Annotated in this window: 14 protein-coding genes; 7 read left to right on the top strand and 7 right to left on the bottom strand. The window is 60.0% G+C overall.

Annotated elements, in window-relative coordinates; translation table 11 throughout:
• Window positions 1-132 precede the first annotated feature (132 nt).
• The 3 genes from GGR43_RS21660 to GGR43_RS21650 form a co-directional block, all read right to left on the bottom strand.
• Window positions 133-1,044 (bottom strand): DUF2971 domain-containing protein, encoded by a 912-nt coding sequence (locus GGR43_RS21660; protein WP_188073897.1) that lies wholly within the window; start codon window positions 1,042-1,044, stop codon window positions 133-135.
• A 209-nt stretch (window positions 1,045-1,253) separates the two neighbouring features.
• Complete coding sequence (locus tag GGR43_RS21655; protein ID WP_188073896.1) at window positions 1,254-1,829, bottom strand: RloB domain-containing protein; 576 nt, start codon at window positions 1,827-1,829, stop codon at window positions 1,254-1,256.
• Window positions 1,826-3,040 carry an AAA family ATPase gene (locus GGR43_RS21650; protein WP_188073895.1) on the bottom strand — a complete coding sequence of 405 codons (1,215 nt, stop codon included), beginning with the start codon at window positions 3,038-3,040 and terminating at the stop codon, window positions 1,826-1,828. Before GGR43_RS21650 ends, GGR43_RS21655 begins: the two co-directional genes overlap by 4 nt.
• 464 nt (window positions 3,041-3,504) lie before the next feature.
• Between GGR43_RS21650 and GGR43_RS21645 the strand changes: the two genes are divergently transcribed.
• From GGR43_RS21645 to GGR43_RS21620, 6 genes are read left to right on the top strand one after another with little or no spacing between them, the layout of a single operon-like run.
• Window positions 3,505-3,699: a sigma factor gene (locus GGR43_RS21645; protein ID WP_188073894.1), complete on the top strand. Its 195-nt coding sequence runs from the start codon at window positions 3,505-3,507 to the stop codon at window positions 3,697-3,699.
• A 25-nt stretch (window positions 3,700-3,724) separates the two neighbouring features.
• Window positions 3,725-4,549, top strand: a complete 825-nt coding sequence (locus GGR43_RS21640; protein WP_188073893.1) for a FecR family protein — start codon at window positions 3,725-3,727, stop codon at window positions 4,547-4,549.
• A complete protein-coding gene (locus tag GGR43_RS21635) occupies window positions 4,494-7,259 on the top strand; it encodes a TonB-dependent siderophore receptor (RefSeq protein WP_188073892.1) in 2,766 nt (921 codons plus the stop codon). The genes GGR43_RS21640 and GGR43_RS21635 overlap by 56 nt, the downstream gene beginning before the upstream one ends.
• A 10-nt stretch (window positions 7,260-7,269) precedes the next feature.
• On the top strand, window positions 7,270-8,844 hold the full coding sequence (locus GGR43_RS21630; RefSeq protein ID WP_188073891.1) for a PepSY-associated TM helix domain-containing protein: 1,575 nt from the start codon (window positions 7,270-7,272) through the stop codon (window positions 8,842-8,844).
• Entirely contained in the window at window positions 8,841-9,158 is a 318-nt protein-coding gene (locus tag GGR43_RS21625; RefSeq protein ID WP_188073890.1) for an iron transporter, read from the top strand. Before GGR43_RS21630 ends, GGR43_RS21625 begins: the two co-directional genes overlap by 4 nt.
• Window positions 9,155-9,982, top strand: coding sequence for a DUF3325 domain-containing protein (locus GGR43_RS21620; RefSeq protein WP_188073889.1), 828 nt, complete (start codon window positions 9,155-9,157; stop codon window positions 9,980-9,982). The genes GGR43_RS21625 and GGR43_RS21620 overlap by 4 nt, the downstream gene beginning before the upstream one ends.
• Before the next feature lie 372 nt (window positions 9,983-10,354).
• On the opposite strand, the gene GGR43_RS21615 is transcribed toward GGR43_RS21620, so the two are convergent.
• The 4 genes from GGR43_RS21615 to GGR43_RS21600 form a co-directional block, all read right to left on the bottom strand.
• Complete coding sequence (locus GGR43_RS21615) at window positions 10,355-10,930, bottom strand: ATPase (protein WP_223177565.1); 576 nt, start codon at window positions 10,928-10,930, stop codon at window positions 10,355-10,357.
• Window positions 10,931-10,938: 8 nt separating this feature from the next.
• Complete coding sequence (locus GGR43_RS21610; RefSeq protein WP_188073887.1) at window positions 10,939-11,295, bottom strand: ParD-like family protein; 357 nt, start codon at window positions 11,293-11,295, stop codon at window positions 10,939-10,941.
• Between the two features lie 357 nt (window positions 11,296-11,652).
• Window positions 11,653-12,153 carry a Ros/MucR family transcriptional regulator gene (locus GGR43_RS21605; RefSeq protein WP_188073886.1) on the bottom strand — a complete coding sequence of 167 codons (501 nt, stop codon included), beginning with the start codon at window positions 12,151-12,153 and terminating at the stop codon, window positions 11,653-11,655.
• A gap of 191 nt (window positions 12,154-12,344) precedes the next feature.
• The gene (locus tag GGR43_RS21600) at window positions 12,345-12,695 is read right to left on the bottom strand and encodes a hypothetical protein (protein ID WP_188073885.1); all 351 of its coding nucleotides are present in this window, start codon (window positions 12,693-12,695) and stop codon (window positions 12,345-12,347) included.
• Between the two features lie 153 nt (window positions 12,696-12,848).
• Here GGR43_RS21600 and GGR43_RS21595 point away from each other — a divergent pair, with 153 nt between their 5' ends.
• Window positions 12,849-13,391: a hypothetical protein gene (locus GGR43_RS21595; protein WP_188073884.1), complete on the top strand. Its 543-nt coding sequence runs from the start codon at window positions 12,849-12,851 to the stop codon at window positions 13,389-13,391.
• The last annotated feature ends 6 nt before the right edge of the window (window positions 13,392-13,397 follow it).

The raw sequence follows: 13,397 nt of genomic DNA, 5'->3' as shown, positions 1-13,397 counted from the left end.
CACCGCAAGATCGCCGCTTAATATCAACCCCAGGACGAGGCCCGCACTCCGCTAATTTACGCCGCGAGTTGTGCCAAATGTTCTGACGACGGACACTCTCGCTTTCGATCCTCAGATCTCACGTTGCCCAACCTATGCCGCCCCCTCCATATCGTCGATATCGACGGGGAGGTCATCGAATTGGGCGATCATCTGCGCCGTTTCGATCCCCTGCGGCTCGCGCATGCCCAGCGCATCGATCTCATCGATATCGACCCGGGTTCTGGATAGCTCAAAAGACTTCGGACTAAGATGCAGATCGAACAAATCGACGTTGGTCTTGATGCCGAGCATTTTCACAATCGCGACCTTAACCGCATAGTCGCAGCGAAAGCCGAAATAGATTCCAGTGATGCGATAGTCACCGCACTCTCCCGGTTTGTCGCCGATGTCGCGCCATTCCTGTTCATATTTCCAGTCCGGCGCCTTGGAATAAAAATGCATGTCGAAAGCTCGCTTACCCGCTTCCTTATCGCCGCCGATCTTCCAGGCATAGATATCGCTCGCCTTTATCGAGCGCTCGCCATCATATCTGACGGCAGCGAGGTGCTTATGCGGTAGCTCGCTCGTGTCGAATTCCAGGCAGATACCGCGATGTTCATCGGCATAGTGCGACCACATCAAAACCGACTGCCAGGTGGCCGAGAAGGCGAGGACGCCTCGCGTGTCGAGTTCCTTGCGAATTTCAGCGCCGATCGACTCGGCGAGCATGCGCTTCAGATAGTCTCTCGCTTTGCCCCGGACTTTTATGTCGCCTTCCTCGCTTGCGTAGTGGACCGCGCAGCCAACCTCATGGTGCCAGTGCTTCTTTCGCTCTGGCCCTAGAAGAAATTTCAGGAGATCGGATAACTTGCGAGGGCTGATATTGGCTTCGATCGAAAGCTCGCAATCCAGCGGATCATTGAACTTGCGAGGGTTGGCAAAATAAAGCCCGTGATCCGTGACCATATTGAGCGTTGTCACGTCGAATTTTCGATACTTGTAGAGCTTCTTCGGAATCGGCATCTTTCCCCCCGCCAATATGCACCAGCCTGCGCACGCCAAAATGACCAAAAGCACGCTAAAGCCATATCGGTATTGATAGAACCCCGCGGCTCCAGCATTATAAGAACGCTATGATCCGCCATCTCGCTCGAGCGATCACTAACTAAAACACGAAAGCCGTCTGTTGAATCTGTACGTCCACGCCAATTGGCGCTCGGTCAAGCAAGCTGTCAGGGCAACAAACCGATTTCGATAAGGAATATGGAAAGGTCGTTCTCGACAGCGGCCGCGCGTCGGACAGCGTCCAGATCCAGCCGCTCAGCTAAACGAGCGGCGGGCATGCCTTTGCGATAGTCGTCCCAACGCCGCCGCAGTTCCCGCACCGCCGCGCTTGAGTCTGGTGGCGCAAGGTGGGCGCAGCCATCGATATGATGCAGAAGCATCGCTTCATGGCACGGGCGTTGCCAGATGAGATGAAGTTGTTCGCGGCGACTGATCTGGAGCAGGCGTTGATCACGGTCCGGAACCGCTCCGAGCCGGTCAGCATCCAGAAACACGATCTTGCGATCGTAGGGCTCACCACGGCTTTTCTGCTTCTGTGCTATCCGTTGAACCGCCAATTCGACGATGGCGCAGGGATCGCCGCCGCCAGGTTGCAGCACGGCCATGTCCAGATGAACGGCAAGCTCCTGTTCCTCGATCAGCCGCGTGAGGAATGCACCATAGCCGCGCTCACTCTCGCCCTCGCAGCCAACGAACAATCGCCTGCGTTGCGGGATGCGGCGGCGGCGCTGGGGCGGCCTCATCCGATCTGCGGAACGGCGCCATAAGTGCCGCTCAGATATTTGCGATAATAGTTATCATCCCGGCGAACCGCCTGGATGTCACGCAGCGTATAAACCTCCGTCCGGCCACGGCGGTCCTTGGTGCAGAACAGCACCTCCTCCTTGATGAGTTCTTCCAGCAAGGAAGCGTTGTGGCAGGTCATCCAGAGCTGCGCGTCGTGCGGATTGCGCTCGGGGTCATGGAACCAGCGCAGGATTTCGGGCAGCACCAGAGGGTGGATGGCGGTATCCAGTTCGTCGATGACCGCGAGACCGCCAGTTTCGAGTGCCTGGAGAATGATGGGATAGATGCGAAGGAACATCCGCGTGCCGTGGCTTTCCAGCATGAGCGGCATCGGACCGTCATGACCTTCATGGGTGAACAGTGCGATCGGCCCGTTGGGTCCGGATTCGAGACGCATCGCCTTGATGCCGAGATCGATCCGTTCGATCTCCCGGTTCAGCGCCTCGACCAGCGCGGGGTTGTTCGCATAGTGGCGCACCATCTGGTCTTCCAGTCCATCCTGCTTCTCGATCAGGATATTGGAAATCACGAGCGAGGCAGCCTGCCAGATGGAAGTGGCAAACGGATGCTTGAGCTGGGCGAGCGTCGAGATGACGCTGGCGTTCGGACGCAGTACCTTCTCCAGCGCTTGCCGGTAGCCCGAAAGGCCAAAGGCACTGGCCGCCGTCACCTTGCCATGATGGTCGCGCTCGAACAGGCGGACCTTGCGCCCTGTTTCGGGTGGCCAATAGAGCATCGCTTCTGACAACACCTCCTGCGCCTGTCCCGCCGGACCGCCCAAGGTCACCTCATAAGTGTAACGGCATTGAGGACCATCGAGATCGTCGCTTTCGGGGTCCGCGAGACCGGCAAGCGACACCGACAGCCGAGTTGGGGCCGCTTGGGAGGCCGCGTCGTTGAAGCGTTCATAGGGAAGACGGGCACCAGGCGCGATGCTGAAGCTGTCCCTCACGAACCAGGCGATGAAGGAGAGAGCACGCAGCACAGTCGACTTGCCTGAGGCGTTGGGACCGAAGATGGCGACCACCTTGGGCGCACGCTCCTTTGCCCCCGCCCAGATGGGCGCGAGCCTCTCAGGCGCATCAGGCGCGTTGCCGGCCGCGCGCAGATCGATCACCTGCCGCTCACGAATGGAATAGAAGTTTTCGATGTCCAGACTGTACAGCATCAATGCCGCTCCTCTGGCTGTTGATACGACGTTTTGTGACATTTTCAACGTAATAATGTCAAAGTCGCCACAAAACGGTATTTCTTGTCTCAGTTTCCCCACGAGGAATCGCCATAAAGGGCGGTGCGATGGCTGATCGCTCGGTGGTGATGAAGGGGCGCAGTAACGGACTATGTGTTGGATCAAACCGGGTTGCGGGTGAACCCGGCTATGCGGAAGTAAGAGCAACATTCACGATATCGCTCCAGAATCCCAACAAATTCCTGAGTTGATCCCAAAGTTAGGCAACGGCGCTAGCGTGGGCGAGGCACCGACAGATTGCCCACCGTCAATCCCGGCGCTATTGACCGTTGATAATGACTTGCAACGGGATTCGGTAGGTCGGGCGCGACATGGCTCCCGATGGAAGGGGGCAGCACAAGGTCGTGCACAGAGTTCGTGTTCATTGCCGGGAGAGCCGCTGAATGGCATCCAACCGGCTGCATCTCTATCTCAAGCATCGCGAGGCGCTGATCGATCAGGCGACGAAGATCGTCGGTGACCAGGCCCGCGCGGAAGATGTGGTGCAGGATGCGTGGCTGCGTTTTTCCGCGAGCGCCGGGCGATGCGGGGCTCGTCGCCCAGCGCGACGCCTGGCGCGCCCGCAGTCCCCGGCATGAGAAGGTCTGGCAGGCGACGCTGCGCATGTGGGGCCTGGCAGGCGAAGTCGGCCCGGCGAAGACCGTGCCCGTTCCTCCGGCGCCAGCGCGCAGGCGCAGCCGGATTTCGGGCTGGCGGGAGAGCCGCCGCGCGCGCATCGCGGTGGCCGCGACCGGCATTGCGGCCGCCTTCGCCGCGGTCATGCTCTCGCCGCTGCCGATCCTGCTCCAATCGGACTATCACACCGCCACCGGTGAGCGCCGTACCGTCGAGCTGGAGGACGGCTCCCACGTCGTTCTGGACAGCGGCAGTGCGATCACGGTCGACTATGGCAGGGCCGAGCGGCGTGTGAAGCTGCTGGCGGGCCGGGCATGGTTCGACGTCGCCCGCGACAGCGCACGGCCCTTTGCGGTCGCCGCATCCGATATCCGCGTCACCGTGACCGGCACCGCCTTCGACGTCGACCTCGCATCCGATGCCGTCGATATCGCGCTCGAGCGCGGTTCGGTGCGCGTGTCCTGGCCCTCCGGCAAAGGCGAGGACAAGCGCCACATGGCGCCCGGCGATCGCCTGCGTATCGCGCGGGCCGACCATATTGTCAGCGCGTCCCGTATTCCGGAAAGCTCGGTCGCGCCCTGGCGGCGCGGGCATCTGCTGGCCGATGGGATTACCGTAGCCGATGCCGTGCGGCAGCTCGACCGCTACTATAACGGCCGGATCATCGTCACCAGCGGCAGCCTGGGCCGCAGCCGCGTCACCGGCGTTTATGATGTCGACGATCCGGTGAAGGCTCTCAAGCTGCTTATGAAGCCGCATGGCGGCCATGTCCGTCAGATCACGCCATGGCTGCTACTCGTCTCCGAAGACTGACCGCGAAAATTTTCTGAAAAAATTTGCCGCCGCACCTGAAGGTCGCGGTGCGCCCCTCGTCAAACCTAATGAAACCAATCTGCAAATGCGAAGCCTTTGCAGATATGTACATGTGGAAGGACGATTTTTGATGACAAGTGGGGGTAACGTCAGAACGGCCAAATCTGGTCGCTCCATGATCGCGCTGCTGATGGGGAGCGTCGCGCTGGTGTCACTGGCAGCTCCGGCGCAGGCGCAGTCGGGCGGATCGACGACGGCGTCGCGGGGGCAAACGCGGACATTCGACATTCCCTCGCAGCCGCTTTCTACAGCGTTGACGGTTTTCGGCGACCAGACCGGCATCCAGATCACGGGCGATACCTGCATTCTCGACGGCAAGCGCTCGCAGGCGGTCAAGGGCAGCTATGCGCCCGCCCAGGCGCTCAGCGTGCTCTTGGGCGGCACCGGAATCACGTTCCGCTGGCTCGATGGGCGCAGCGTGTCGATCGAGCGCGCGCCGCAGGTGTCCGAAGGGACCGTGCAGCTTGGTCCGGTCAGGGTCGAGGGAAGCGGCGACGGTAGTGGCGGCTCCGGCGGTGCCGGCGGCCCGCAGGTCACGGCGAATGATCGCACCGCTTCGGAGGGCACCGGCTCTTACACCAAGCGCGACGTTGCCTTCGCCAAGGGGCAGAGCCTGCAAGATATTCCCCAATCTGTTACCGTGCTGACCCAGCAGAGGATGCAGGATCAGGGCCTGACCACCATCGAAGAGGCGATGAAGCAGGTCACGGGCATCACTGCCCTTCAGGAAGAAGCCACCCGAACCCATTTCTTTTCGCGCGGCTTCCGAATCGATAATTTCCAGATTGATGGCAACAGCCCGATCATCGGAGGCTGGAATACCGAGCAGATTGACCTCGCGCTCTATGACAGCATTGAGGTACTGCGCGGCTCCGACGCACTATTTGGCACGTCCGGCGAACCCGGCGGTTCAATCAATCTGGTGCGTAAAAAGCCGACGCGAGACTTTCAGTTCAAGGCCGCCTTGTCTGCCGGGAGCTGGAACAATTATCGCGGGGAGATCGACATCAGCGGACCGCTTGCGCTGGATGGGCGTCTGCGGGCGCGGATTGGAGGCGTGATTGAGGATCGCGAATATTTCTACGATCGCGCTATCGGCAACAAGCAGCTTGTCCACGGGATCGTCGAGTTCGATGTAACGGACAGCACCCGCCTGACCGTCGGTGGCTCCTATAGCCACGACCGCAGCCCGGTCTTCTCGATCGGTCTGCCACGTTATACCAACGGCGACGATATCGGCCTCCCACGCAGCTTTTACCTCGGCACGAAGAACGACCGTAACATCAGGGATCGCTACAACATGTTCGGTCGCATAGATCAGACGCTGGGCGACGACTGGACACTCGGCCTTGAGGTTTCGCAGAATCGCTCGGACAATGATCGCCAGCATATGTTTTGGTATGGCGCGATCGACCCGATTACCAAGTCGGGCATGGCTAGTGGTTGGGGCGGAGCCAAATACACCTATGTTGAAAAGATCCAGGCCGCTGATCTTGTCCTGAAGGGATCGTTTGATCTACTCGGTGGCACGCACAAACTCCTGTTTGGTACAAATATCAGCAATGCCGATGCACAATACATCAACAGACGGCGCAACAATCCGATTTCTATTCCAGACATCTTCACATTTGATCCGACGATATACGATAATAACGATCCCTATTATTTTTTCGGAACAACAGACCTGGAGATCAAGCAAAAGGGTATCTATGGCTCGCTGAACATGACGTTCGGACGCTTTAGCCTGATTCCAAGCATGAGGCTCAGTTGGTATCGGTATCGGCAATATCGCGAGGTATTCAGCGTTCCCGCCGGAATTATGACCAGCAACCCGACGATTGCCTATCGCGACAATGGTGTCCTGACCCCTTCTATCGGGGCGATCTACAAGTTTGACGATAACTGGTCCGCCTACGCAAGCTTTGCGGAAACCTACAAATCTCAAGCATCGAGCCTGAAGGGTCCGCTGCCCGGAACGGCGATCGATCCCATTACAGGCAAAACCTTTGAGGTAGGCGTAAAAGGCGCGCTTCTTGATGGCCGCCTCAACACATCAGCGGCACTTTATTACATCAAGCGTAATGGTCAGGCTGTTCGTGACTCAGACTATCCTGCCACTGCGGGCGATCTAGGTAGTTCATGCTGTTTTCTTGCTGATGGCAGAGTTGTCAGCAAAGGCGTCGATCTGGAGATAAGCGGTGAAATTCTGCCGGGCTGGCAGATGTCGGGTGGATACACCTTCAACGATAACGAGAATAAGCAGGCGGGAACGGGACGCTACCATACCATTACGCCTCGGCATCTTTTCAAGTTCTGGACAAGCTATGCCCTCAGGGGCGCGCTTGATGGTTTGAAGTTCGGTGGCGGCCTGACGGCGCAAAGCTCCAACTACTCCAGAGGCACCGCGCGGACGTTCAATACCACGACTAGCCAATATGACGGCCCATCGGTGCCCTTCGAGTTCACGCAGAAGGGCTATGCCGTGGTCAACCTGTTCGGTGAATATAATTTCAACAAAAACTGGTCCGCATCGTTCAATGTCAACAACGTCTTCGATAAGACCTATTATCAGGCAGTCGGCTCCTCCAGTTACTATAACTTTTATGGGGAACCGCGAAACTTCCTGCTGACGATTCGCGTCAGCTATTGAGCGCGGTCTGATGAAGGAGACGTTTCGCCAGTCGATGGCCTGGCTGCATAGCTGGGTCGGATTGCTGACTGGGTGGGTTCTGTTCTTCGTCTTCGTGATGGGGGCCGCCACTCTGTTCGACATGGAAGTCACCCGCTGGATGAGTCCGGAACTGCCTATGCGGCAGGATCGCGCCTATCCGGCGGCTCCGCCGATGATCGAAAAGGCGCTGGATTTCCTCGCGGCGCAACCGGAGCAAACTAACAAGTGGAAAATTCATCTGCCCGGCGACGGACGGCGCTCAGGTTGCGGTTTTCTTTGCCGTGGCGGTGAGCCGTGGCGCGGCTATAATTCGGAACTAATCGTCAAATGGGATGAGCATGTCGCGCGGCTCGATCCCGACAGCGGCAAGGCGCTGCCGCCGCTTCCTGTTGTTCGCGACACCGAGGGCGGTGAACTCTTTTACGAGATGCATCATGCGCTGCATTATCTGGACGATCTGACCGGCCAGCGCATCATCGCCATCGCCGTTATGCTCGGTCTGCTGGCGACCGTTTCAGGCGTCATCGTCCATAAGAAGATTTTCGCGGATTTCTTCATGTTCAGGCCCGGCAAGGGGCAGCGGTCCTGGCTCGACGGACACAATCTGTTGGGCGTCATCACGCTGCCCTTCTTCCTGATGATCCTATATAGTGGCCTGCTGTTTCAGGGCTATTTGCCTAAGCCTTTCCTCTCCCCCCCGGCACCGAAGGAAGTGGCGCGCAGCGTGGATGCGGCTGATCCACCCGCCGCCGTCACGCGCCCTTCGGTGCCGATGGCGACGGTCTTTGCTCAGGCCGAACGTCATTTCGGCAAGGGCGAGGTGCGTGACATTGAGGTGTCGCGCGCCGGGGACGGCAGGCTGATCGTCAGCTTCTCGCGCGCCTATGGCGCGGAATATCCGCTGCTCAGCCGCGACAGCGTGATCAATTTCGATGCGGCCACCGGCGCCTATCGCGACATTCCGGTGACGTTCGGACAGACTCCCCCGCATCAAGGGCTTTGGTATCTGACCACTGCCCACAATGCCTGGTTTGCGGGCGCGGGCCTGCGCTGGCTGCTGTTCATCGCCTCGATCCTGACCTGCGGCATGATCGCGACGGGCATGGTGCTGTGGACGGTCAAGCGCCGCGAGAAATATGCCCGGCAAGGCCGCGTGCCGTTTGGTGTGCCGATGGTCGAGCATCTCAACGCAGGCGTCATCGCCGGGCTACCGGTCGGCATTGCCGCCTATTTCTGGGCAAACCGGCTGCTGCCGGTGAGTCTTGCCGAACGCGCCGGATGGGAGGCGAATATCCTGTTCGCAACCTGGGGCTGGATGATAGTCTATGCGCTGTTGCGCCCGGCAGCGCAGGCATGGCGCGAGCTGTTCTGGGTGGCCGCCGCTGTCGCCGCCGCGATCCCCATCATCAATGCGCTCACCACAGATCGGCATCTGGGCGTCACCCTTAGGTATGGCGACTGGGTTCTGGCCGGGTTCGACCTAACGATGCTCGGCTTCGCCGCGCTGTTCGCCTTCTGCGCGTTCAAGCTCGGCGGGCGTGCAAAGGTGGGGGCGCGCGTATGACGGGGCAGCTTACCCCGGCGGCGCGCTATCGCCTGTCGGTGGCCTCGCGGGTAGCGGCGGCAATTCTCGGTGGCTATGCGCTGGCCGCCGCGATCAAGCTCCTGCTGACCCTGACGCTGCCCTTCGAGCCGGGACCGTTCAATCCCCCCGCGATGGCGGCCAAATTGCTGATCTACGCGATCCACACCGCGATCCTGCTCTGGGCGTTCCATACGCGCAGCGTCACCCGCTTGTGGTTTTGGCTGATCGCATGGACGGGCCTTGTCTATCTCGCCTGCTGGCTGGTGATGCGTCTGGGAGGGCTGGGCGCATGATGCCGCTGCAACCATTCTGGTGGGACATGCTCCTCTTGGCGTTCAGCATCGCAGGCTTCGCGCTGCTGGCGCTGTCGCGGCCCCGTGAAGCGCAGATCGTGCTGAAGTGGCCGCTATCCTCGCAACGGCAATCCGCCTTTCGTATTGCCGGATGGCTATTCCTCGGTCTGGCGCTGGCTTCGAGCATCCTTGCCTGGCGTCTCAACTTTGGACCGTTCTTGTGGATCGGATGGATGATGCTGGCCGTGCCAGCGGTGGCGTTCGCGATCACCTATTGGCCGTGGCGGCCCAAACGCCTGCACCGCGCGACCAACTTCGCCAGCGCGGTCCCGGTTCTCTCCGGTCCATTGCGCGTATTTTGGCAAGGACTGCTGACTCTCGCCTTGATTGCCATTCCGGCCGGACTGGTCTGGGCGGTGCATGAAGCGCCCATCCATCCCCTGCTGCGCGACGATGCGGTGGCCGGAAAGGTCGGTCCGTGGACATTTACGATGGTCGAGGAGGAGCGCGGCCCGCCCGAAACTATTGGCGAAGATGTTGTCGCTAAGCATGTCATGTTGCGCTTCTGCGATGCCTGCGATGAGCAGATACGGTCGGCTTATCTGAAAGTCCGCAAGCCCCGACTGCCGCTTGCGATCGGAATGGAGTTCGAGGGCGCGCGCTCTGCGCGTGAGGTTACGCTGGTCATTCCTCCGGGGATCGAACTGGCCGATGGCATCTGGCTTACCGCTATCGGAACCGATGGATCGGTTCACATCGCGGAAATACCCCTTTCGCAGTTGATGCCCGCCACGGCACGCCAAATCTCGGAGCAAGCCCGATGAGACAGGCGTGTTTTCTGCTTGCCGCCGCGATGCTGGCCGGTCTGTCGGGACTACCCGCGCTGGCGCACGAACCCGATGCGGGCTGGACTCCCGTGGGCAGGTGCTGGGCGCGTGGACCCATGCTGGAGTGCATGGCGGGCCATGCCAATGGTCGTCCCGATCCCGGCCTTTCCGTGACGCTCTACACGAACGATGGACAGGTCATCGCCTCTGAGCGCGCCGACGCACAAGGCCTCGCGCGCTTCGCCCGGCCTGCCGGTCCTTTTTATGTGCTTATCGGAGACAAGCGCGGCGATACGTCCGAGGTGGACTGGCGCGACGTTGCTCCGCGCCCGACACCGGCTACGCGTTCTCCCCGGCCTTAGCCTGACCCTAGATTTGAAGGTCTGCTTGATAGACGGATCTGATCCAGCCAGGCAGGCGCGGCACCGCATAGACCAATCTCCCGTCGGCGAATGTCAGGCAATGGTCCGGCGGCTGGTTGAGCCCGGAATTGTCGAAAACCATGCCGCGATCCGCTTTGAGGACTGCGGCGCGGATCAAAGGTGCGCCGCGCGCATACCGGACACGGATCTTGTCCTCGGGGACGATATGGCCGCCTTCCTCGACGCGCATGCCAACACGCGCGACCGAGAGATCCGGCGTATCGACGCCGACATGCATCACGATGACGGTGAAACCTCTGGTGCGCGCTTCGTCGATGAGTTCAATCTTGGAGGGATGCGAAAAGACGGTCTCCGTCACGAAATCCCGCCTTCGCGCGAGATAATCGGCCCGGCGCGAAGACGCGATGTTGGCCGCTTCGTACGACGCCGCCGGTGACGGATCGCGCAGTTCGTCGCGCTGAATGATGTCGGCGTTGATGAATGGTCCCGCAAAACTCGGCGCGATGCGGGTCTCGTAAAGTGTGGACTTGCCGGCACCGTTCGGCCCGGCCAGCACGATCATCGTTGGCTTCATGCCTTACGGATGGCCGTCTCACGAACGAGATTGCCGGCCGCATCGAGGCCGACACCCAGCCCAAGCTGTCGCCGCCGGGCAAAGAAAGCGTCCTCGTCAGGGCCGGACTGCCCCATCTTCTCGACAAAGCTGTCGAGCCAGACATCCTTCTCCTCGTCGGTAAAGGCGGTTGTCTCGACGTCGCCGGCGAGCGCTGCGGTGATGCGGGCATGATCAAAATTGCCGGATTTCTCGATTGCGCGGCCGATACGCACCCAATGGGCGATCTGACCGGCGATCGAGCGGCTTTGCAACTCGGATTCGCGGCGCACGATGTTCATGATGTCGTCGCCAAGCTTGATGGACTGGGCCATGGATCACCTCTTTGTTATAAGGTAGCATTTTGCTACCTTGATTTCAAGGACATCATAGCCTGTTCCGCTCGGGCGCTGACGACCGGCGCTAGAGCGGATCCCGAAGGTCCGCCTGGCCAAGCATCTCAGAAAAGTCGCCGTGAATACGCTGCGAAGGATTTTGTCCACGCGGACCGGAGCATCATGCAAGCACGCTGAACCCAGATGTTTGCTCAAAACTATGCGTAACGAGATAAATAGTGCGCCCGTCGTGTTCCAGATTGTTCGCAGTCCTTGCGAGCGACCGCCCTCGATGCCATCGCGCCGCCGCAGTTCCTGTCCGAGCAGGCCGCCATTGAGGGTGCATATTGCGGGCGATCATGCAGGCTGCGGTGTCTCGGCCTTCTTGCGCGGACGGCGGATGGCGGGGGCATTTTTCGGTTGGGGCGTTGTCGCCGGCTTCGCGATCTTCGTGCCGGGCTTGCGGCCGAGGCCGATCGATTTGGCCAGCGCACGGCGCTTCTCGGCATAGGCCGGCGCGACCATCGGATAATCCGACGGCAGGCCCCACTTGGTGCGGTATTGCTCCGGGGTGAGCTGGTAGTGCGTCATCAGGTGGCGCTTGAGCATCTTGAGCTTCTTGCCGTCTTCGAGGCAGACAAGATATTCGGGCCTGACGGACGCACGGACCGACACCGCCGGTTCCGGTTTGGGCTGTTCTTCCTGTTTTTGCTGTCCCAGACCGCTGAGCGCTGCATGAACATTGGTGATGAGCTGGGGAAGATCGTTCACCGCCACGCTGTTGTTCGCGACATGCGCGGAGACAATGTCGGCCGTCAGATCGACGAGCATGGCTTTGGTGTCGGCGCTGTCTGTCATGGCGTGGCTCCTCGATAAGGGGATCATAGTGCGCGCGGGCGTGGTGGTGGGCTACAGACAACCGCGTCCCTTGAACAGACCATGTTTGATCGCGGGTGCGCGCTGTTACGATTGAGGGTAGTCTTGCACCCAGGCCTGAAAATCTTGCGGGGCGCGATCGCCTGTATCGAGGCAGCCTCGCAGGCTGCGACCTATTGAGGTGACAGACCATGCTTGAATTTATCGACAGCGCCGATGACGTGATTGCGCTGGCCATAGTCTTGCAAATCTCCCACACGTTGATCGCGCGCCGTGCGCATGGTCGTTAAGCCGACCCGAACGAAGAAGGAGAAAAAAAAGACCAACATCAAGGGAAGTTCTGCTCTTAGATTGGCTGGCGCACATTCGGAAAAAAAGCGGGATTTGTCATGCTCCAAGAAGATCACAAGCGGCGCGTCGCGCGACTTATCCGCGGCGAGCGCAAGGTTACCGACCTTCACAACCTTTTTTCCGATCTCCGCATGCACCAGCCCGGACGGGCCAGCGTCCAGGAGATCGGGCATTTCGCTGCTCACCGTCACGAGCGAGATGCGGGCATCAGCCTGACGCGTGCCAACGACATTCTAACTAGCGCTAGACTGTGGCATCAGCAGTTTAACCTAACCAAGCTAACCACTGATCACTTGAAAGAGGCCGGGCGCGCAAACTTCAGGATCATGCCAGACGAACGGATCAAGGAGAGGCTCGGCATCTCGCGCCAGACGGCGGAACAGTCCTTCAACAAGGCGATCAGGAAGTTCGACGCGGGCAAGCCGCTCAAGGATCGGGAGTCGCAGGTCCTGAAAGTGTTCGGTCTCAGCAAGATGTGGCAGTTCGTTTTCGACGACAAAACGCTGTGGCGCGACTTTGTGGACCTGCTCGTCGCAGAAGGGGCGCTGGCGGAGGAAAGCAGGTCCAGCTTCGAATCAGTCTCGACGTTCGTCAGCCTTTACGCGCTGAACATCATGCACGGCGCGCGGTTAAAAATGGCCAGCGGCAAAATGGCGCAACTCAGGCTGGCCGCGTCGGAAGAATTCGGCTTCCTGCGAATCAAGGCCCAGATACCGGTCAGCGACACTCCAAAGCCGCTCACGACGAGCGTTCCCATATTCGAGACCGCTCTGATGGCTGATGACCATTGCGATCCCCAAATTCTGACCATCATCGACGAGCCGATACCAGCAGAGATAGATGGGGACAGGCTTGTCGCGCTTGGTTAGGCTGGT

The organism is Sphingobium jiangsuense (genome assembly GCF_014196495.1).
GTDB lineage: Bacteria > Pseudomonadota > Alphaproteobacteria > Sphingomonadales > Sphingomonadaceae > Sphingobium > Sphingobium jiangsuense.
This window is presented reverse-complemented; position numbering and strand designations above follow the sequence as displayed.

Excerpts from the sequence above, each read along its gene's own strand:
- GGR43_RS21650 (WP_188073895.1), bottom strand. The coding sequence starts at position 3,040 with ATGCTGTACAGTCTGGACATCGAAAACTTCTATTCCATTCGTGAGCGG.
- GGR43_RS21655 (WP_188073896.1), bottom strand. The coding sequence starts at position 1,829 with ATGAGGCCGCCCCAGCGCCGCCGCCGCATCCCGCAACGCAGGCGATTG.
- GGR43_RS21625 (WP_188073890.1), top strand. The coding sequence starts at position 8,841 with ATGACGGGGCAGCTTACCCCGGCGGCGCGCTATCGCCTGTCGGTGGCC.
- GGR43_RS21610 (WP_188073887.1), bottom strand. The coding sequence starts at position 11,295 with ATGGCCCAGTCCATCAAGCTTGGCGACGACATCATGAACATCGTGCGC.
- GGR43_RS21645 (WP_188073894.1), top strand. The coding sequence starts at position 3,505 with ATGGCATCCAACCGGCTGCATCTCTATCTCAAGCATCGCGAGGCGCTG.
- GGR43_RS21630 (WP_188073891.1), top strand. The coding sequence starts at position 7,270 with ATGAAGGAGACGTTTCGCCAGTCGATGGCCTGGCTGCATAGCTGGGTC.
- GGR43_RS21615 (WP_223177565.1), bottom strand. The coding sequence starts at position 10,930 with ATGATCGTGCTGGCCGGGCCGAACGGTGCCGGCAAGTCCACACTTTAC.
- GGR43_RS21620 (WP_188073889.1), top strand. The coding sequence starts at position 9,155 with ATGATGCCGCTGCAACCATTCTGGTGGGACATGCTCCTCTTGGCGTTC.
- GGR43_RS21595 (WP_188073884.1), top strand. The coding sequence starts at position 12,849 with ATGCCAGACGAACGGATCAAGGAGAGGCTCGGCATCTCGCGCCAGACG.
- GGR43_RS21605 (WP_188073886.1), bottom strand. The coding sequence starts at position 12,153 with ATGACAGACAGCGCCGACACCAAAGCCATGCTCGTCGATCTGACGGCC.
- GGR43_RS21660 (WP_188073897.1), bottom strand. The coding sequence starts at position 1,044 with ATGCCGATTCCGAAGAAGCTCTACAAGTATCGAAAATTCGACGTGACA.
- GGR43_RS21635 (WP_188073892.1), top strand. The coding sequence starts at position 4,494 with ATGGCGGCCATGTCCGTCAGATCACGCCATGGCTGCTACTCGTCTCCG.
- GGR43_RS21600 (WP_188073885.1), bottom strand. The coding sequence starts at position 12,695 with ATGCCCGATCTCCTGGACGCTGGCCCGTCCGGGCTGGTGCATGCGGAG.
- GGR43_RS21640 (WP_188073893.1), top strand. The coding sequence starts at position 3,725 with ATGTGGGGCCTGGCAGGCGAAGTCGGCCCGGCGAAGACCGTGCCCGTT.